This is a genomic window from Streptomyces sp. NPDC051218, assembly GCF_044455475.1.
Taxonomy (GTDB): Bacteria; Actinomycetota; Actinomycetes; order Streptomycetales; family Streptomycetaceae; genus Streptomyces.
In genome coordinates this window covers 496151-515121 of sequence record NZ_JBITEU010000005.1, presented here as the reverse complement: position 1 = coordinate 515121, position 18971 = coordinate 496151, and the positions used below count along the sequence as shown (strand labels likewise).

The window sequence follows — 18971 nt, the reverse complement described above, 5'->3', positions numbered from 1 at the left end:
CCCGCATAGCAACCGCTTACATGCTGTCGCGGAATCGCTCACGTCCGTCGCTCCCCCACACTCCGATGCCCCGACGCCTCACGGGAGTTCCCTATGCGCACGCCTCGCTCCGGCTCCACCGGTCCCAGCCGCCGCACGCTTCTCGCCGCGAGTGCCGCATCCGCTCTGGTGGCACCGTCGATCGGCGGTGCGGCGTGGGCCGCGGACGCGGACGTGGCCGCGGATGCGTTCGGCCCCCTGCTCGCCCGCGCCGCGGCGCAACTCACCGGAGGCGAGTTCGACGCCGCCGATCCTGACTTCGCGGCTGCGCTGAAGGTCCTCGACACCCAGGCGTCCGGCTGGTGGCGGGACTTGGACAGGTCCGCGGGCCGCAGCGCCCTGTGGGCCGACCTCTCCCCCGCCAAGGACCCGGGCAACTTCGGCCAGAGCTTCACCCGACTGCGCACGATCACGACGGCCTGGGCCACCCCCGGCACGTCCCTCAGCGGCAGCGCCGAAGCGGCGGACGCGCTGCTCGAAGCCCTGCGTTTCCTGCACTCCGACGCCTACAACCCGGATCTCCCCGAGACCGGCAACTGGTGGTTCTGGGAGATCGGCGCACCCCGCGCCCTGATGGACACCTGCGTGCTGCTGCGCGAGAAGATCCTCGCGGCCGACCTGGCGAAGTACGTCTCCACCGTGGCGAAGTTCTGCCCGGACCCCGACCGCCGCACCAGCATCCCGACGCTGTCCGAGACGGGAGCCAACCGCGCCGACAAGGCCGTCATCGTGGCCCTGCGCGGGCTCCTCGCGAAGGACGCGGCCACCCTGGCCCTCGCACGCGACAGCCTGTCGGACGTCAGGGACAAGGGCAAGAACAGCCTGTTCACGTACGTCACTTCGGGCGACGGGTTCTACGAGGACGGGTCGTTCGTGCAGCACGGCTCCGTCGCGTACACGGGGACGTACGGAAGCGTCCTGCTCGGCAGCGCCGGAGTGCTGATCGCGCTGCTCGCGGACTCCGAGTGGGCCGTCACCGACCCGAAGACGTCCGTGCTGTACGAAGCGGTCGACCGTACCTTCTCGCCGGTGGTCTTCGACGGACTGATGATGGACGCGGTGCGCGGCCGTGCCACCTCCCGCGAGAAGGCACCGGACCACAAGGACGGCGCGGCGGCCCTCACCAACATCCTGCAGCTGGCCGACGGAGCCCCCGCCGCGTACGCCGCACGCTGGCGCGCGCTGGCCAAGGGGTGGATGAGGCGCAACACCTCACACCCCTACCTGGGCCTGGTGGGCGTACCCGCTCTCGCCCGCGCCAAGGCCGTCCTCGACGACACCGCCGTCCCTGCCACCGACCGGCTCACCGGGCACTTCGCGTTCGCCGACATGGACCGGGTGGTGCACCGGCGCCCCGGCTGGGCGCTCACGCTCTCGCTCTCCTCGAAGCGCATCGCCGCCTATGAGGCGGGCAACGGCGAGAACCTGCACGGCTGGTACACCGGCGACGGCATGGCCTACCTGTACGACGGCGACGACCTGGGGCAGTTCGGGGACGGCTTCTGGGCGACGGTCGACCCGTACCGCCTGCCGGGCACCACCGTGGACACCCGGACCCGCGCCGACATCGGTTCGGGCGGCGGCACGGCGACCTATCTGCCGAAGAACGCCGTCGCGGGCGGCGCCGTGCTCGACGGGAGATTCGGCGCCGCCGCGATGGAACTCCTCGCCGACGGCAGCACGCTCCGGGCCAAGAAGACGTGGTTCTTCCTGGACAACGCGGTCGTCGCCCTGGGCGCGGACATCACCGCGAGCGACGGCCGCACCATCGAGACGGTCGTCGAGAACCGGAATCTGTACGAGGACGGGGCACCCCGGTTCACGGTCGACGGCCGGCGCCAGCCCTCGCACACCGGCTGGTCCGCGCCCCTGACCGGCGCCCGCTGGGCCCACCTGGACGGCACCGGCGGCTATGTCTTCCCCGACCACCCCGGCCGGCCTTCGCACAGCAAGGACGGCGCCCGCCTCCACGCCCTGCGCGAGGAGCGCACCGGCACCTGGCGGGAGATCAACACCGGCGCGGACACCGGCGGCAGCACCACTCCCCTCACCCGCCGCTATCTGACGCTATGGCTCGACCACGGCACCTCCCCCACCGCTTCCTCGTACGCCTATGTGCTCCTGCCCGGAGCGAGCGCCACCGCGACCGCCGTCTGGTCCCACTCACGGCCGGTCCGCGTCCTCGCCAACAACGCCACCACCCAGGCCGTCGAGGCCCGGCGGCACGGCCTCGTCGCCGTGCACTTCTGGGGGCCGGGCAGCGCGGCGGGGATATCGGCATCGGGGCCCTGCACCGTGCTCGCGCGACGCCGCGGCGACGGGATGTCGCTGGCCGTGGCCGACCCGGGCCGCACCGGCACCACGGTCACCCTGGAACTGCCCTTCCCCGTACGGAAGGTGGTCCGCGCCGACGACACGGTCACCGTCGCTCCGGGCCGGCGCCCCGTCGTCACCGTCCGCGTCGAGGGCTCGCGCGGCCACACGCACACCGCGCACCTGAGGTGACCGGCACGCTAGCCCGGAAGACTCCCCCGCACAGGAAGCACCGACCCACCATGCCCGCACCGCACCTGCCGCTGCCGCCCACCGACCGGGTCCTTTCCCCGCTCACGGGCTGGACCCGCGCACACTGGGAGGCGCTCGCCGACCGGCAGTTGGAGGCACTCGTCCCGTACGCGACGCCGAACTTCGCGCAGTACCGACTGCCGGGGCGTGGCAGTTGGTCGGGGGTCGTGTCGGACGGCCTGGAGGGGTACGCACGGTCATTCCTCCTCGCCTCCTTCCGGATCGCGGGAGCGGGCGGCGAGGTGGATCCTCACCTCCTCGAACGCTACGCGCAGGGTCTGACAACGGGCACGGACCGCGACGCGGCGGGCGGTGAGGCGTGGCCCGAACTCAGCGACTGCTCGCAGCAGATGGTGGAGGCGGCGTCGATCGCGATCGGCCTGCACGAGACCCGCCCCTGGCTCTGGGACAAGCTCGATCCCCGGGTCCAGGAGCGGGTCGTCGACTGGTTCTCCGGCTTCGTCGGCGGCAGGACCTGGGACAACAACTGGCGGCTCTTCCAGGTGGTGTCCGAGCAGTTCCTGGCCTCCGTGGGCGCGCCGCACAGCAAGGCAGACATCGACGGCGGCCTGGACCGCATCGAGGACTGGTACCGCGGCGACGGCTGGTACAGCGACGGCGACGGGCGCAACTTCGACTACTACGTCGGCTGGGCGATGCATCTGTACCCCCTGCTCTGGGCGCGCATGGCGGGCCCGGACGACGAGGGGCGCGGCAAGGTCTACCGCGAGCGGCTGACCCAGTTCCTCGGCTCCTACCCGCACTTCTTCGGCGCCGACGGCGCCCCCGTCCACCAGGGCCGCTCCCTGACGTACCGCTTCGCGGCGACCGCGCCCGTCTGGATGGGCGCCCTGGCCAGCTGCACGCCCCTGGCGCCCGGCCTGACCCGGCGCCTCGCGTCCGGCACCGCTCGGCACTTCGTGGAGCGCGGCGTCCCCGACGAGCGAGGGCTGCTTCCGCTCGGCTGGTACGGCACGTTCTTGCCGTCCACCCAGGCCTACTCGGGTCCCGCGTCACCGTACTGGGCGAGCAAGGGCTTCCTCGGTCTGCTCCTGCCGGCCGACCACCCGGTGTGGACGGAAGCCGAACTCCCGCTCCCGGTCGAGGAGTCCGACCAGTACACGGCACTCCCCCAGCCCGGCTGGCTCCTGCACGGCACCCGGCACGACGGCATCGTCCGTCTGATCAACCACGGCAGCGACCACAACCCGCTCGAAGGCCCCGCGGCCGACGACCCGCACTACGCCAAGTTCGGCTACTCCACGGCGACCGCCCCCGAGACCGCCCCGAGCGCATGGGAGCGCACCGTGGACAACCACCTCGCGCTCCTCGCGCCGGACGGCACACCGTCACGCCGCCGCCGAATCCACCCGGTGCGGTGCGAGGGACGCACGGCAGCCTCCCGCCACGACGCGCAACTGCCGAGCATCGACGGCGAGTTCCCTATCCAGTCGACCAGCGCGCTGCACGGCCCCTGGGAGATCCGCGTCCACCGCGTCCACGCCCCGGCAGGCGTGACGGTCCGCGAGGGCGGCTACGCGGTCGCCGACGAGACGCAGCCGCACGCCGAACAGGGACCCGGCTGGGCCCTCACCCGTACGGAAGCCGGCCTGACCAGCGCCGTCGTCGCACTCCACGGCTGGGACGAGGAGGCGGGCATCGCCCGCGAGGTGGCCGCCAACGCGTACGGGCCGCACTCGGCGACGCCATACCTGACCTTCAGCGGCCACCAGGGCGGCGCTAGCACCCACATCACGCTGGTCGCGCTGTCTCAAGACGCCGTTCAGCCCTGGGCGTTGAGGGAGTCCATCACCTGCACGGTGGAGGGCGACACAGCCCGCATCCGCTTCCCCGACGGCACCCTGCTGGAGGTGTGAGCGTCAGATCCCGCCGTCCTCCCGGCGGTGGATCTGCTCGACGAGCTCCGCCGCCATCGCCTTGATCGTCTCCAGGCCCGCTCTGCCCCAGGGCCGTGGCTCGACGTCCACGACACAGACCGTGCCGAGCGCGATGCCCGTGCGGTCGATGAGCGGGGCGCCCAGATAGGAACGGATGCCGATCTCGTCGACCACCGGGTTGCCCGCGAACCGCGGATAGTCGCAGACGTCCTCCAGGACGAGGGCCTTGCGTCGCACGATCACATGCGGGCAGTAGCCGTGATCGCGCGCCATGTAGCGGAACGCCGTGGTCTCCGCGGCCGCCGTCGAGGTCAGTTCCGAGCCTTCCCCGGAGTCGTCCGGGGTGTGCAGGCCCGCGAAGAACTGCCGGTTCTCGTCAATGAAGTTGACCATGGAGTACGGGGCGCCGGTGACCTCGGCGAGACGGTCGGCGAAGGCGTCGAAGGCGAGGTCGGGACGGTGTCCTATGCCGAGCCTGCGCAGCCGCCGCACCCGGCTCGGCGCCTCCCTGTCGACGGGCGTGAGCAGCAGGGGCGCGGTCGAGTCGTACATCAGGTGTGGGCTCCGTAGCTCGGGGCGGCCGGGGCGTGGGCGAGGAGGTGTTTGACGAGGGTGAGGAGGGTGGCGATGCCCGAGCTGGAGATGCGCGCGTCGCATCGCACGACGGGCACCTGCGGATCCAGGTCGATGGCGGCCCGTACCTCTTCGGGTTCGTAGCGGTGGGCGCCGTCGAATTCGTTGATCGCGACGATGAATCCCATGCCGCGCTGCTCGAAGAAGTCCACCGCGGCGAAGCAGTCCTCCAGGCGGCGGGTGTCGGCGAGGACCACCGCCCCGAGGGCGCCTTCGGAGAGTTCGTCCCACATGAACCAGAAGCGTTCCTGGCCGGGCGTGCCGAAGAGGTAGAGGACGTGCTCCGGGTCGAGGGTGATGCGGCCGAAGTCCATGGCCACGGTCGTGGTGGTCTTGTTCTCGACGCCCGACAGGTCGTCGGTGCCCTCGCTGACGGTGGTGAGGAGTTCCTCCGTGCTGAGCGGCGCGATCTCGCTCACCGCGCCCGTGAAGGTCGTCTTGCCGACCCCGAAACCTCCCGCGACCAGGATCTTCAGTGCGGTGGGGAAGGGGTCAGAGCTGTCGTCGTAGTCCATCGAGCACTGCCTCCAACAGGGACCGGTCGGTGGGGTTGTGGTAGAAATCCGGGGCTCTCAGGGTGAGCGACCCGCAGTCGACGAGATCGGACAGCAGGACCTTGGTCACGACCGCGGGCAGCTTCAGCTGCGCGGCGATCTCCGCGACCGATGTGGGTGCCGTGCAGAGCCCGAGCGCCTCCGTGTGCTCGGGTCCGAGGTAGCCGATGACCGGGCCCCCGGTGGCCATCACCTGGGTCAGGAGGTCCAGTTGGGCGGTCGGCCGGGTCCTCCCGTCGCTGACCGTGTAGGGCCGGACGAGCCGTCCGGCGGATTCGTCGAGCCAGGGCCCGTCGTGCGGGGCCGCCACGCTCAATGCCTCATCGGGGCGGGTTCACCGGCGGGTTGCCGGGGTGCGGTGAGCAGGTAGGGGCGCACGCTCTTGACCAGCATCGTCATTTCGTAGCCGAGCACAGCGGCGTCCGCGTCCCGCCCGGCGAGCACCGCGAGACAGGTGCCGGAGCCCGCCGTGGAGACGAACAGGAGGGTGGAGTCGAGTTCCACGACGACTTGGCGCACGTCGCCGCCGTCCCCGAAGCGGATGCCCGCGCTGCGCCCCAGTGAGTAGAGCCCGGAAGCGAGGGCCGCCATGTGGTCGGCGCTGTCCGGGTCGAGGCCATGGACCGACTTCACGAGCCCGTCGGAGGAGAGCAGGACCGCGCTGTGGGTGTGCGGCACGCGCTGTACGAGTCCGCTCATCAGCCAGTCGAGGTCGGAAACCTGCCCGGTCGGCGCATCGCTCGCCATGGTGGATCGACTCCTTGAGGTACGAGGGTCTGCCGGGGCAGACGTGGTGCCGGCGGGGTGGTGCGGTTCAGCCACCCTGGTCGCCCCCGTCGTGGGGGACATGGAGTTCGGGCCGCGGCGCCGGGTCGCGCATCTCCTGCGCGGCCGCGAGCCCGATGCCGCGCTGGAAGGCCGCCATCAGGCCCGGGTCGTGGCCCACGTGCTGTTCGCTCTCCGGGCGGGGCGTCGGCGCGTCCCGCAGCTGGGGCGCGATATGTTCCTGGGCGCGCCGTTTGGGCAGGTGGGGCTTGCCCACCCGGCCGCGTACGGCGTCGCCGCCCAGCGGGATCGGCGGTGCCCCCGCGTTCGCGGCCGCGGCCTGCCGGTCCTCGGGGCGGATGCCCGGCACGGCCTCGGCCGGCGTCGGCCTGCCCTCCCTGCCCTCCCGGCCCCGTACGGGCAGCGGGGCGGGCGGGGAGCCGTGGGGCACGGGAACGGGCCGGGCGGCGGGCGGCGGGGGCGGTGGCACGTCCTGCTGCGGCTGCCGCGGCACGGCCACCGCTTCCGGGGCCCCCTGCGGGCGCCCCGCGGCGACGGGCTCGTTCTGCGGCTCGGTGCCGAGCAACCCCTGCGGCAGGATCAGTACGGCCTGCACGCCTCCGTAGATGTTGGTCTGGAGGCGGACCGCGATGCCGTGGCGCCGGGCCAGCGCGGAGACCACGTAGAGACCGATCCGGCCGTCCTGGAGGAGGCTCGCGACGTTGACCTGGTCCGGGTCGGCGAGCAGGTGGTTCATCTTGTTCTGCTCGGTCAGTGGCATGCCGAGACCGCGGTCCTCGACCTCGACGGCGAGCCCGGCGGTCACGAGGTTGGCGCGCAGCAGGACTTGGGTGTGCGGGGCGGAGAACACCGTGGCGTTCTCGACGAGTTCGGCCAGGAGGTGGATGACGTCGGCGACGGCGTGGCCGCGCAGGGTCCCGGCGATCGGCGGCACCAGCTTGACCCGCGAGTACTGCTCGACCTCCGCGATGGCCGAGCGGAGCACCTCCGTCATCGAGACCGGGTTGCTCCACTGGCGGCGCGAGATGGCGCCGCCGAGCACGGCGAGGTTCTCGGCGTGTCTGCGGATGCGGGTGGCCAGGTGGTCGACGTGGAAGAGGCCCTTGAGCAGCTCCGGGTCCTCTACCTCGTTCTCCAGTTCGTCGAGGATCGAGATCTCGCGGTGCACGAGGGACTGCAGCCGCCGGGCCAGATTGACGAAGACCTCGACCTTCTGTTCGCTGCCCGCGTGGCTGGAGAGCTGCGAGGCCTGCACGACGGCGGTGACGGCGACGTCCTGGGCCCGGGAGAGCTCGACGGCGAGCAGCCCGAAGTCGTCGCCCTCCGGGGCGGATCTGGCGGGCGCCCTGCGCGGGGGCGGGCCGTCGCCGCGGCGCAGCTGCTCGACGACTTCGCGCAGCTCGGCCTGGCCGCGCGCGGTGGTGCGGCGCAGGGTGCCGACCCGTTCGCGTACGGAGGTCGCGGTGCGGCCTGCCGCGATGGCGGCGATCACGACGCTGGCCAGGCTGATGGCGCCGGCGGCGGCGAGGATGAGCAGCAGGGCCGGCTCGAACGGGCCGGGGGTCGACCGGACGATGAACAACACGGCGGCCGCGGCGCAGAGGGTCACCGCGACGGCGGGCAGCACGGCGATACGCAGGAGCTGGGGCCGTATCCGGGCCTCGGGCAGCGCCGTGACGGGTCGGCCACCGGGCCTGCCGTGCCGCCCGCCCTCACGGCGGTCTGCGCGGGCGGCCGGTGCACGGAGGTGAGACATCAGCGTCCTCGGTCGGGGAACGGGCTCCGACGGGCGCGCGACCGGTGGCTTCGCGGCATCGCCGTACCGGTCGGGAGGGGCGCAGGCAGCACCGCTGCCATGATCCCTGCGTCGACCGGCGGACACTCACGGTAGTCACCAACACTTCATGTGCGGGAGGCAGTTGACAAAGTCCGGCACCCAGCGTCCCGCTCTGGTATGACACGTCGCACGGCCGTCCGAATCCGGGGACGGAATCCAGTTGAGCCTCCGCCGTACGTCCGCGAGAGTCCGTGCCATGGAGTTCTTCTGCTATCACCGCGACCGGCCCGGCTCGACGACGTTGCGCGAGAAGCTGGTGGAGGACCACTGGTCCTACATGGACGGGTACGCGGCGGAGTTGATCGCACGGGGGCCGACCTTCGCCGCCGACGGCGAGACGCCCAGCGGCAGCGTGCACATCGTCGACCTGCCCGACCCCGCGGCCGCGCGCGCGTTCGCCTTCGATGAGCCCTGCTGCCAGGCGGGCGCTTTCCGGGACGTACTGCTGCGCCGTTGGCACAACACGCTGGGGCGCACCATGTGGGACTTCCCCGGTGGCCGCAGCGGTGGCCGCCGGTACGCGGTCATCGGCCTCGGCACCGGGCACGCCGCCGACCTCGACGTGCCGTCCGGCCGGGAGGATCTGATCGCGTACGGGCCGCTCCTGTCCGATGACGGCGCCGCCTGGCTGGGCACGGCGGCGCTGGTCCGGGCGCCGGGCCCGGCAGCGGCGCGCGCGGTCCTGGCCCCGGACCGGTACGACAGCATCGAGGTCCACGACTGGGAGTTCGGCGGCCGGCGGTAGCTAGCCGCAGCTCCCCGTCAGCTGATGTCAGCTGAGGTCAGCCGATGCGTGCCGCCTCGGGCTCCCCGGTGCCCTCCGCTCGCCCGGCGGGTGCGGAGAGCTCGGCGGCAGCGGCGGTGACGTCCGGAAGGGACCAGCCGCCCTCGGGCTCGATCGCGACGCCGCGCCACCACGGCTCGGCGGGAACGGCGTCCGAAGCGGGCTCGAACGGTTCTCCGGGGACGGGCAACGCGATCTTCGCTCCCCCGCGGCCCGCCGCCGCGACCGTGCCCTCGCCCGGTGCGGACCACGGGTGCGGCGCGAGGTTGAACGTGCCCCAGTGGATCGGCAGCATCACACCGTCGGGCCGCCCGCCATGGCGGTCCCCGCTCTGGAGGTCGAGGTGCGCGCGCACGCCCTCATCGGGCGTCATGTGGATGTCGGGCCAGAACTCGCTGTACGCCCCGATCTGGATCATCGTGACGTCGAACGGGCCGTGCTCGGCGCCGATCTCCCGGAAGCCGGAGAAGTAGCCGGTGTCGCCGCTGTGGTAGACGCGGTGTTCGGGGCCCGCGACGACCCAGGACGCCCAGAGCGTGTGCTGCGGGTTGCGCAGACCGCGGCCGCAGAAGTGGCGCGCGGGCGTCGCCGTCAGGGTCAGGCCGCCCACCTTCGCCGCCTCGTTCCAGTCGAGCTCGCGCAGCCGGTCCGCGGGGACGCCCCAGCGCTCCAGGTGGGCTCCGACGCCGAGCGGCACCGCGAAGACCGTGTCCGTGCCCGCAAGGGCCTGGATCGTGGGCATGTCCAGGTGGTCGTAGTGATCGTGCGAGATCACCACGACGTCCACCGGGCCGAGCGCCGCGAGCGGCACCGGCACGGGGTGCAGCCGCTTGGGCCCGACCCAGGAGAAGGGAGAGCAGCGCTCTCCCCAGACGGGGTCGAAGAGCACCCGGCGCCCGTCGATCTCGGCCAGCACGCTGGAGTGCCCCATCCAGGTGATCCGCAGCCCACTGGCCGGGGGCCTCGCGAGGTCGGCGAGGGTCGTGGCATGCACCGGGACGGTGCCCATGGGGCCGCGCCTGATCCGCTCCTCCTTACGGAAGTAGATCTTCGCGAACTCGAGTGTCGAACCGGTGGGCCGGATCCGCGCGCCGTCGGGATTCTGGAAGGACCCATCAGCGAAGTTCGGCGATCGGCGGATCCTCGCGAGCCGCTCACCGGCCGGATCCGCGCCGAAGGGCGCGGTCCTGAGCGAACGGAGCCCATAGCTCAGCGAACGGGACACAGCACCTCCTGGAAGGGGTAGGTCGGATCTCCATTATGAGCGCCGCCTCCGACAGCGGCCGTCCGGAGGGGCCCGCACCGGCCACGCGCGCGTCGGCGCATGATGTACTCCTACTGACCCCCCATTCAGTAGGAGTACGCTCCATGCCGCCCCTCCTCTCCCTCACCTGGACCGACCACGTCACCGGCCACCGTGGGTTCCTGGTCATCGACCGTCTCGTACGGGGTGTGTGCAGCGGTGGCCTGCGGATGCGGCCCGGCTGCACCCTCGACGAGGTCGCGGGCCTCGCCCGCGGGATGACGATGAAGGAGGCCCTGCACTACGACCCCTCCGCGCGCTACATCCCGCTCGGCGGTGCCAAGGGCGGCATCGACTGCGATCCGCGCGCCCCGGAGGCGTACGGCGTCCTGGTCCGCTATCTGCGGGCGATGCGCCCGTATGTCGAGAGCTCCTGGGCCACGGGCGAGGACCTGGGGCTGACCCAGGACCTGGTCGACGAGGCGGCGGCGGAAGCGGGCCTGATCTCTTCCATCCAGGCCATTTATCCCCTCCTGGACGACGAGGCTGCGGCCCGCGCGCGGCTGGCGGACGCGTTCGCCGTGGAGGTCGACGGGATCGGCCTGGGCGAGCTGGTCGGCGGCCACGGAGTCGCCGAGGCGATCCTCGCTGCCCTCGACCGGGCGGGCCACGCGCACGCGGGTGCGCGCGTGGCCGTGCAGGGCCTGGGCACGATGGGCGGCGCGACCGCCCGGTTCCTCACCCGCGCCGGCCTCACCACGGTGGCCGTCGCCGACATCAGGGGCACGATCGCCAACCCGGCGGGGCTCGACGTGAAGGCACTGCTCGCCGCCCGCGACGCGCACGGCACGGTGGACCGCTCCGCCCTGCGCCCCGGCGACCGCGAGCTGCCGGGCGAGGCCTGGCTGTCCACGGAGGCGGAGATCCTGGTCCCCGCAGCGGTGTCGTACACCATCAATCCCACCAACCAAGCCCGGATCACGGCCCGTTGGATAGCGGAGGCGGCCAACATGCCGGTGCTTCCGGAGGCGGAGCACCTGCTCGCCGAGCGCGGCATCACCGTCCTGCCGGACGTCGTCGTCAACTCCGGGACCAACGCCTGGTGGTGGTGGACGCTCTTCGGCGACATCTGCCCCGCCGCGGACGAGGCCTTCGCCCACACACGCCGCTCGATGCGGGCCTTGGTCGACAAGATGCTGCGACGCGCAGAGACAGACGGCACAACACCACGCACGGCCGCCCACGCCGTGGCCGCCGACCGACTGCCGGTAATCGGGGAACGCTTCGGCTGGTACGCGGACGCGTAGCCGCGAGCGACGGCCGGTCCGCCGGCGCGACCGCGCCCGCCCGCCGCCGCCAACCGGAAAGCGACCCAGCCCGGACGCGAACGCGTCGCCGCGTTGCGGCCACCGGTTCGACAGCCCGAGGCACGCGGCTGAGAGCGCTCCGGCCGTTACGGACTCCTTGCCGCCCCGTCGAACAGACCGAGGCGCCCGGCAGGTGGAGCTGCTCGCCACCGGCACCGTCGAAGAGACCGAGGTGCCGGGCGCGGCCCCACGCCCTGGTTGCCGGGTGGCGCCCGCTCGCCGGGCGCGACCGGCTGTGTCCGCGCGCGTGCTCGGGGTGTAGATAGGCTGCCCGGCGTGGTGAGGACGCGGTTGGGTGTGGTGGAGCGGCGGGCTGAGATGCTTGGTGCCGCCGTTGAGCAGATCGAGGCGCGCGGGGTGACCGCCGTGCGCATCGCGGATGTGGCCGCGGCGCTCGGCGTGAGCAACGCGCTGGTGCTCTATCACTTCTCCAGTAAGGAGAAGCTGGTGGCCGCGGCCTTCACGCACGCCGCCGAGGCCGACCTGGCCCACCTCCGCGCCATCCTGAGCCGCCGCACCACCGCCCTGCGCCGCCTGCGTGCCGCCGTCCGCTGGTACGCCCCCACCGGCCAGGCCAAGGGCTGGCGCCTCTGGATCGAGGGCTGGTCCGCGGCGCTGCGCGAGCCCGCCCTGCGCGCGGTGACGCGCGACCTGGACCAGCAGTGGAAGGCGGCCCTCGCCGAGGTCATCGGGGAGGGCGTCGCGGCGGGCGAGTTCAGTTGCCCCGACCCCCGGGCCACGGCCCTGCGCCTCACGGCCCTGCTGGACGGCCTCGCGGTGCAGATGACCGCCTACGAGGGCGCCCTGTCCCGCACGCGCATGCTGGCGTGGGTGGACGAGGCCCTCAACCGTGAACTCGGCCTGTCGGCGGCCGAGTCGGCGGCCGGCTGACCGCCCCGCCAGGGACTCCGCTCAGGACCCCGTCTTGATGTGCATCCGCACCGTGTACGGGTCCACGCTCCCCTTCGCCTCCACGTGATCCCCCGACGACTCCCCCCGCAGGCGCCGACCGAACCACGGCACCAGGTACTCGCGCGCCCAGTTGATGTCGTCGCGCCGCACCTCGAGCGTCCCGCGGGGCGGCTCCGGGGGCCACGGCTGGTCCGGGTCCGCGGGGACCTCAAGGCCGAGGACCTGGGCCGCGCGCAGCGCCACGCGCGTGTGCCCCTCGGCGGAGAGGTGCAGGCGATCACCGTCCCAGGCGCGGCGGTCCTGGATGGTCTTGAGGGACCACAGGTCGAGGACCGGGCAGCCGTACCGGTCGGCGATCGCGCGGACATGGCCGTTGTACGTGGCGATCTTGCCGCGCAGGTGCTTGAGTACCGGCACCGTGCGGGTGTCGAACCCCGTGGTCACCATGACGGTGCCGACCGACGACGTGAGGTCGGCGACGGCCCGCTCGAACCGCTCGGCGACCTCGTCCGGGTCGGTGCCGGGGCGGATGATGTCGTTGCCGCCCGCGCAGAACGTCAGGAAATCGGGGGCCAGTTGCTTGGCCAGGGGCACCTGGGCCGCGACGATCTGGTCGAGCAGCTTGCCGCGCACGGCGAGGTTGGCGTACCGGAACGTGTGCTCCGGCATCCGGTCGTCGAGCAGCACGGCAAGACGGTCGGCCCAGCCGACGAACGTGCCGTCGGGGCCGGGGTCCCCCACGCCCTCGGTGAAGCTGTCGCCGACCGCTGCGTAGGAGGTGAATGGGTCAGGGATGAAGGATGTCGACTCTGCTCTCACGTCGTCGTATCTTTCACCTCGGCAAGTGACCTACGCCACCGTAGGGAGGGGTTGACGGGGGGTGAGATAAGCCACCGGTCAAGTTTCGTCCAAGCCAGGAATACGCGACGGGGTCCTGCGCCGCTTACACCCGCCGGAAGCGGAACACCGCCGCGTCCAGGTCCCCGCGAAGCCCCGTGCGCAGCCCGTGGTGCAGGAGCACCGCCCCCCGGTGGGTGCTCCCCGTCTCCCGGCACACGTAGGCCGCCGTGGGATCGAGGCCCCGCAGCCGCACCCTGGGCGGCTCCTCCCCGTGCGCCTGGGCCCGCAGCCAGGCCAGGACCACGGTCTCGTCGCCGTGGACGTACTGCACCGCACTCAGCGAGTCCGACGGCGGCCGCAGCCGGTGGAGGTCGCCGAGCTGCACCACGGGCCTGATCTCCTTGTAGAGGCTCACCCAGTCGCCCGCTTCGGCGAGCTCACCGGCACTCCACTCGGTGAGGTCGCCGCCGATGCCGAGCACGCCCGCCATCGCGCTCACGAAGCGGAAGCGCAACGTACTGACCCTGCCGTTGAGTTGCGTGTTCGGGCTGTCCGTCACCCAGGCGGCCATGACCCGCGCCGGGTGGAGCTGGCTGAAGCCGTGCTGGATGGCGAGCCGGTCGAGGGGGTCGGTGTTGTCGGAGGTCCACACCTGGTCGGTGCGGGAGAGGATCCCGAGGTCGATCCGGCCACCGCCACCCGAGCAGGACTCGAAGGCCACGGAGGGGTACGCGGCCCGCAGGCGGTCCAACAGCCGGTAGAGAGCGTGCACATGGGCGTTCCAGATCCGCTGCGGATATCGCTCGCCCGGCCAACCGGCGTCGGTGAAGCAGCGGTTGAAGTCCCACTTCACATAGTCGATGGGCGCACCGGAGAGGAGCGTGTCGAGCCGCTCCCACAGATACTCCTGGACGTCGTCGCGGGCGAGGTTGAGCACGAGCTGATTGCGGAACTCCGTGCGCCGACGGCCGGGTTGATGCTGCACCCAGTCGGGATGGGCCCGGTAGAGATCGCTGTCCGGGTTGACCATCTCCGGTTCGACCCAGATACCGAACCGCATCCCCAGCGCGTGCACGTCGTCGGCGAGCGGCTTGAGGCCGCCGGGAAAGCGGTCGGGGTTGGGCGTCCAGTCGCCGAGCCCCGCCCGGTCGCTGACGCGCTGCCCGAACCACGCGTCGTCCACCACGAACAGCTCGACCCCCATCGCCGCGGCCCGCTCGGCGAGCACCCGCTGCTGCTCCTCGGAGATGTCGAAACCGGTGGCCTCCCAGGAGTTGTAGAGGACGGGCCGCGGCACGGCGGCGTCCGGGATCACGTGCGCGCGCTGATAGGCGTGCCAGGCCCGGCTCGCCCCGCCGAAACCGCCGTCGCTCCACAGCCCGGCGAAGACCGGCGTCACCATCCGCGCGCCGGGAGCGAGCACCTCCTGCCCGGAGTCGTCGTACCCCTGGCCCCCGGTGATCTGCACGGCGCCGTCCGGCAGTTGGCTCACCCCGATCCGCCAGGACCCCGACCAGGCGAGCGCGCAGCTGTAGACCTCGCCGCGCTCCTCGGTCGCCCCCTCGGCGTCGAGCGCGACCCAGGGCAGATGCTGATGCCCGGTGTGCCCGCGGCGGCTGCCGATGACCTTCTCGCCGTACGTGATCTCCGACCGCACGAGCCGTGATTCCGCCGCCCAACGCCCGTGCAGCTGAGAGAGTCGCCAGTGCTCGCGCGCGGGCAGTGTCCAGGTCGCGGAGTCGGCGCGGAGCAGCTCCAGTTCGGGCGCGCCGCTCTGCCCCTCGTGGCGCAGGACGGCGTACCGCTCGATGACGTCACCACGCGTCCGGTAGACGAGTTGGATGCCCAACTGGTGGACGGGATCGCCGAATTGGAGCCGCAGTTCGTCGCCCTCGGTCACGGCCCCCGAGAACTGCCACTCGCTGCCGCGCACTCCGGCGCCCCGTACGGACAGTGCGGGACGCACGAAGCGCCGCCCACCCTCCACGGGATACTCCTCGTGCCCGTCGAGCCGTGACTCGAAGGCCCACTCCGCGGGCAGCGGCTCCGCCGCTAGCGCTTCGGCGTCGGCCAGTGCGATACGCGGCCCCCAGTGCAGGTGCAGCAGCTCGTCGTCGTCCGTGAGCCGCAGCGCGTAACTGCTGGTGGGCCCGGAGAGGAGCCACGTCCGACCGTCTTCGCCGACCTCGATCATCAATCCCTCACAGACACAGACATGGGTCCGACCGGAAACGAACAGGCTCGCGCGCGTACGCACATCATCGAGGGGGTTCGCCTGTGAGGCAACGCTCGTGCGCGGGCAGTGATTGCCTCAGGAACCCATGTCGTATCGTCGAAGTCGCACCCCCACCGGCGAGTCGCGCCGGCGGCCGGACGGGAGGAGCCCCCGTGACGCAGCAAGTCCCGCCGACAGAGCTGTCGGAGCCCGAGCTGACCGGAGTCCGCAACTTCCGTGACGTGGGCGGGCTGCCGACCGCGGACGGCCGACGGGTGCGGCAGGGCCGGCTCTTTCGCAGTGGCCACCTCGCGCACGCCACGGCGGCCGACGCGGCGTTCCTCTCCACCCTGGGACTGCACACGATCTACGACTTCCGCAACGGCGCCGACCAGCGTCTTGAGGGCCCGGACGTCGAGCTGCCCGGCGTGCGCAACGTGAATCTGCCGCTGACCGACCCGGCCCACGGCGCCGAGTTCTGGACGATGGTCCGCGACGGCGATCTGGACCAGCTGCGCGAGGTGCTCGCCGACGGGCAGGCCGCGGGGCGCATGGCCGACACGTACCGCGAGATCATCAAGGACCGCACCGCAGAGCACAGCCGCGTGCTGCACGAGATGGCCGCCGACAGCGTGCCCGCCCTGATGCACTGCGCCGCGGGCAAGGACCGCGCGGGCCTGTCCATAGCCGTCACGCTCCTCGCCGTCGGTGTCGAGCGCGACGCCATCGAGGCGGACTACCTGGAGTCGAACGCCACCCACCGCCGTTACAAGGTCCGCCGCGGCGACAACTCCCCGAGCGCCATGTCCCCCGAGGTCATGCAGCTGCTCAGCCCGCTCTTCGAGGCCCGCATCGAGTATCTGACCGCGGCCTTCGAGACGATCGAGCAGATCTGGGGCGACACGGAGACCTACCTCACCGAGGGCCTCGAACTGGCCCCGGAGACCCGCGCGCGGCTGCGCGAGCACCTCCTGGACTGACCCGCAGCGCCGCCTGCGCCCGCTACTGGTTCTGCGCGCCCAGCGAGAACAGCAGGTAGATGAAGGCCGCGAAGAGGTGGCCCACGGCCACGTAGACGATCAGCCGGATCCAGAGTCCGCGGGGGAACTTCTCCTCCAGGGACATCGCCTTCTTCGCGGGAGCGGGGTCGGGCCGCCGCTCTTCGGGTTCCGTCATCGCGTCTCTCCCATGGTGGGGCCGCCGAGGCACAGCGCGGTGGCGGGGCTCTGCAGCAGGGTGTGGACGAAGAGAAGGTCGGTGCCGGCGTGGTCCGCGGCGGCGATCCGGTGCGGGGTCAGCGAGTCGAAGTGCGCGCTGTCCCCGGGTTCGAGCGTGTGGGCGGTGTCGCCGAGCCGCAGCCGAAGCCGCCCCTCAAGGACGTACAGCCACTCCTCGCCGGGATGGACGCGCACGATGTCGCCCTGCGCCCCGTGCGGCACATGCACCCGCAGCGCCTGCATGCCACGGGCCTGCGCGCCCGCCTGCCAGTAGGTCCAGCCGCCCGCGCGCGTCGGTTCCATGTCCACGGCCCGGACGACCGCGTCCCGGTCGGCGGGGGTCTCGCCGAGCAGCTCCGAGACCGTCGTACCGTAGGTACGGGCCAGCGCGAGCAGCAGCGGCAGGGACGGCTGGCGCTGACCGGTCTCCAGACGGGAGAGATGAGCGGGCGACAGCCCGGCGGCCCTGGCCGCCGCCTCCAGCGTCAGCGCGGCACGGCGCCGCAGCTCGCGCAGTTGCGGGGCGACCGCGGGCAGGGCCTCGGCGGCTTCCGGGTCGAGCGGTTCGGGCTCGGCGTTGCTCATGCCTCGATTGAGCCAGGCCCTTGCCTCTGCGGCAACTTTTTTGCCTCAGAGGCAAAGCCCACCCTGCTCAGCACTACTCAGGACTGCTCAGCCCTTCGACCGGTGTGCCTCAGCGGTTCGCCACCGCCTGCTTGACCAGTGTCTTCCCGAAGTCCCACATCAGCCCTCCCCCGCTGTGCGCCTCGTCCATCACCGCGGTGAACGCCTCCACGAACCGGTCGACCTCCCGCTCCCCGATGGTCAGCGGCGGGATCAGCTTGATGACCTCCAGATGGTCACCGGAGACCTGGGTAAGGATGCGGTGCTTCTGCAACAGCGGCACGACGACCATCTGCGCGAAGAGCCCCTTGCGTGCCGCCTGGAGCATCGTCCAACGGCTGCGCAGCTTCAGCGAGTTGGGCCGCCCGAACTCGATGCCGATCATCAGGCCACGGCCGCGTACCTCGCTCAGCAGCTCATAGCGGCCGACGAGCGCGGCGAGCCGCGACTTCAGGAGTTCGCCGGTGACGCGCGCGTTCTCGACGATCTTCTCGTCCTCCATGACGGAGAGGACGGCGAGCCCCGCCGCCATGGCCTGCGCGTTGGACCCGAAGCTCGCCGAGTGCACGAGCACCCGGTCCATGGACGAGTAGACCTTCTTGAAGATCCAGTCCTTGCCGAGCGTCGCACCCACCGGCACATAGCCGCCGGACAGCGCCTTCGCGACACACACCAGGTCCGGCTCGACGCCTTCCTCGTGCTGGTAGGCGTAGAAGTCACCGGTCCTGCCGAGGCCCGTCTGCACCTCGTCGGCGATGAGCAGCGCCTTGTGCCGGCGCAACAGCTCCTGGGCGGCGAGCAGATAGCCGGGCGGCGGCTCGTGCACGCCCTTGCCCTGGATGGGCTCGACGATGAGCCCGGCCACGTCGCCCTTCGCCAACTCCCTGCGCAGGGCGTCCAGATCACCGAGTGGTACGGCGGTGTCCGGGAGCAGCGGTGCGAACCCGTCCCGGAAGCCCGACTCGCCGTTCACCGAGAGGGAGCCGGTGGTCAGGCCGTGGAAGGCGTGGCGGCAGTACAGCACCCTTGGTCTGCCCGTCGCGTACCGCGCGAACTTCAGCGCGGTCTCGACGGCCTCCGTGCCGCTGTTGCCGAAGAACACCCGGTCCAGGTGCGGGCTTCTGGTCAGCAGCTTCTCGGCGAGCAGGCCGGGCAGCGGCTGGCAGTCGAAGCGCGTCAGATCCGCGAGCGACGCGTCCAGGACGTCGTGCAGCGCCTTGCGTACGACGGGGTGGTGGCGGCCGAGGCCCATCACCCCGAAGCCCGCGAGCATGTCGAGGTAGTCGTTGCCTTCCGCGTCCCAGAAGTACGCGCCCTCGGCCCGTTCGTAGACCTTGTCGAAGCCGATGGTGTGCAGCATGCGCGGCAGCTGATGGTTCAGATGCCGCGCGTGCAGTTCGTAGCGCTCGGCGCCCCGCTCGGCGAGGAGTCTGCCGAGGTCGAACTCCTTGGTCATG

General features: G+C 71.9%; 17 protein-coding genes. 6 read left to right on the top strand and 11 right to left on the bottom strand.

The window, feature by feature from the left end; all coding sequences use genetic code 11:
* Positions 1–93: 93 nt before the first annotated feature.
* Together ACIBCK_RS18590 and ACIBCK_RS18585 are read left to right on the top strand one after the other, a co-directional pair.
* Complete coding sequence (locus tag ACIBCK_RS18590) at positions 94–2544, top strand: polysaccharide lyase 8 family protein (protein WP_399391452.1); 2451 nt, start codon at positions 94–96, stop codon at positions 2542–2544.
* A gap of 50 nt (positions 2545–2594) precedes the next feature.
* The gene (locus ACIBCK_RS18585; protein ID WP_399391450.1) at positions 2595–4481 is read left to right on the top strand and encodes a DUF2264 domain-containing protein; all 1887 of its coding nucleotides are present in this window, start codon (positions 2595–2597) and stop codon (positions 4479–4481) included.
* Positions 4482–4484: 3 nt separating this feature from the next.
* Here ACIBCK_RS18585 and ACIBCK_RS18580 read toward each other — a convergent pair whose 3' ends face one another.
* From ACIBCK_RS18580 to ACIBCK_RS18560, 5 genes are all read right to left on the bottom strand, one after another.
* Positions 4485–5057, bottom strand: a complete 573-nt coding sequence (locus ACIBCK_RS18580) for a GAF domain-containing protein (RefSeq protein ID WP_399391545.1) — start codon at positions 5055–5057, stop codon at positions 4485–4487.
* Positions 5054–5650: a GTP-binding protein gene (locus tag ACIBCK_RS18575; protein ID WP_399391448.1), complete on the bottom strand. Its 597-nt coding sequence runs from the start codon at positions 5648–5650 to the stop codon at positions 5054–5056. Before ACIBCK_RS18575 ends, ACIBCK_RS18580 begins: the two co-directional genes overlap by 4 nt.
* A complete protein-coding gene (locus ACIBCK_RS18570) occupies positions 5628–5999 on the bottom strand; it encodes a DUF742 domain-containing protein (RefSeq protein WP_399391446.1) in 372 nt (123 codons plus the stop codon). The genes ACIBCK_RS18575 and ACIBCK_RS18570 overlap by 23 nt, the downstream gene beginning before the upstream one ends.
* 2 nt (positions 6000–6001) lie before the next feature.
* Complete coding sequence (locus ACIBCK_RS18565; RefSeq protein ID WP_160508763.1) at positions 6002–6436, bottom strand: roadblock/LC7 domain-containing protein; 435 nt, start codon at positions 6434–6436, stop codon at positions 6002–6004.
* A 67-nt stretch (positions 6437–6503) separates the two neighbouring features.
* Positions 6504–8231 carry a sensor histidine kinase gene (locus ACIBCK_RS18560; RefSeq protein ID WP_399391444.1) on the bottom strand — a complete coding sequence of 576 codons (1728 nt, stop codon included), beginning with the start codon at positions 8229–8231 and terminating at the stop codon, positions 6504–6506.
* Positions 8232–8508: 277 nt separating this feature from the next.
* Here ACIBCK_RS18560 and ACIBCK_RS18555 point away from each other — a divergent pair, with 277 nt between their 5' ends.
* Positions 8509–9057 carry a YciI family protein gene (locus ACIBCK_RS18555; RefSeq protein ID WP_399391442.1) on the top strand — a complete coding sequence of 183 codons (549 nt, stop codon included), beginning with the start codon at positions 8509–8511 and terminating at the stop codon, positions 9055–9057.
* A gap of 37 nt (positions 9058–9094) precedes the next feature.
* On the opposite strand, the gene ACIBCK_RS18550 is transcribed toward ACIBCK_RS18555, so the two are convergent.
* A complete protein-coding gene (locus ACIBCK_RS18550) occupies positions 9095–10321 on the bottom strand; it encodes an MBL fold metallo-hydrolase (protein ID WP_399391440.1) in 1227 nt (408 codons plus the stop codon).
* Positions 10322–10464: 143 nt separating this feature from the next.
* Here ACIBCK_RS18550 and ACIBCK_RS18545 point away from each other — a divergent pair, with 143 nt between their 5' ends.
* Together ACIBCK_RS18545 and ACIBCK_RS18540 are read left to right on the top strand one after the other, a co-directional pair.
* Positions 10465–11646, top strand: coding sequence for a Glu/Leu/Phe/Val dehydrogenase dimerization domain-containing protein (locus ACIBCK_RS18545; protein ID WP_399391438.1), 1182 nt, complete (start codon positions 10465–10467; stop codon positions 11644–11646).
* A gap of 336 nt (positions 11647–11982) precedes the next feature.
* On the top strand, positions 11983–12597 hold the full coding sequence (locus tag ACIBCK_RS18540; RefSeq protein WP_399391436.1) for a TetR/AcrR family transcriptional regulator: 615 nt from the start codon (positions 11983–11985) through the stop codon (positions 12595–12597).
* A 21-nt stretch (positions 12598–12618) separates the two neighbouring features.
* Here the strand turns inward: ACIBCK_RS18540 and ACIBCK_RS18535 are convergent, their stop codons facing one another.
* Positions 12619–13437, bottom strand: a complete 819-nt coding sequence (locus tag ACIBCK_RS18535) for an SGNH/GDSL hydrolase family protein (RefSeq protein WP_399391434.1) — start codon at positions 13435–13437, stop codon at positions 12619–12621.
* A 124-nt stretch (positions 13438–13561) separates the two neighbouring features.
* Entirely contained in the window at positions 13562–15652 is a 2091-nt protein-coding gene (locus ACIBCK_RS18530) for an alpha-galactosidase (RefSeq protein ID WP_399391433.1), read from the bottom strand.
* A gap of 194 nt (positions 15653–15846) precedes the next feature.
* Between ACIBCK_RS18530 and ACIBCK_RS18525 the strand changes: the two genes are divergently transcribed.
* Positions 15847–16653 carry a tyrosine-protein phosphatase gene (locus tag ACIBCK_RS18525; protein WP_399391431.1) on the top strand — a complete coding sequence of 269 codons (807 nt, stop codon included), beginning with the start codon at positions 15847–15849 and terminating at the stop codon, positions 16651–16653.
* 22 nt (positions 16654–16675) lie between these two features.
* Here ACIBCK_RS18525 and ACIBCK_RS18520 read toward each other — a convergent pair whose 3' ends face one another.
* The 3 genes from ACIBCK_RS18520 to ACIBCK_RS18510 all read right to left on the bottom strand — a co-directional run bounded on the left by ACIBCK_RS18520 (position 16676) and on the right by ACIBCK_RS18510 (position 18970).
* Positions 16676–16798, bottom strand: a complete 123-nt coding sequence (locus ACIBCK_RS18520; protein ID WP_160510678.1) for a DUF6126 family protein — start codon at positions 16796–16798, stop codon at positions 16676–16678.
* Positions 16799–16845: 47 nt separating this feature from the next.
* Complete coding sequence (locus ACIBCK_RS18515; RefSeq protein ID WP_399391429.1) at positions 16846–17475, bottom strand: helix-turn-helix domain-containing protein; 630 nt, start codon at positions 17473–17475, stop codon at positions 16846–16848.
* A gap of 109 nt (positions 17476–17584) precedes the next feature.
* Positions 17585–18970, bottom strand: coding sequence for an aspartate aminotransferase family protein (locus tag ACIBCK_RS18510; protein ID WP_399391427.1), 1386 nt, complete (start codon positions 18968–18970; stop codon positions 17585–17587).
* Position 18971 lies beyond the last annotated feature (1 nt).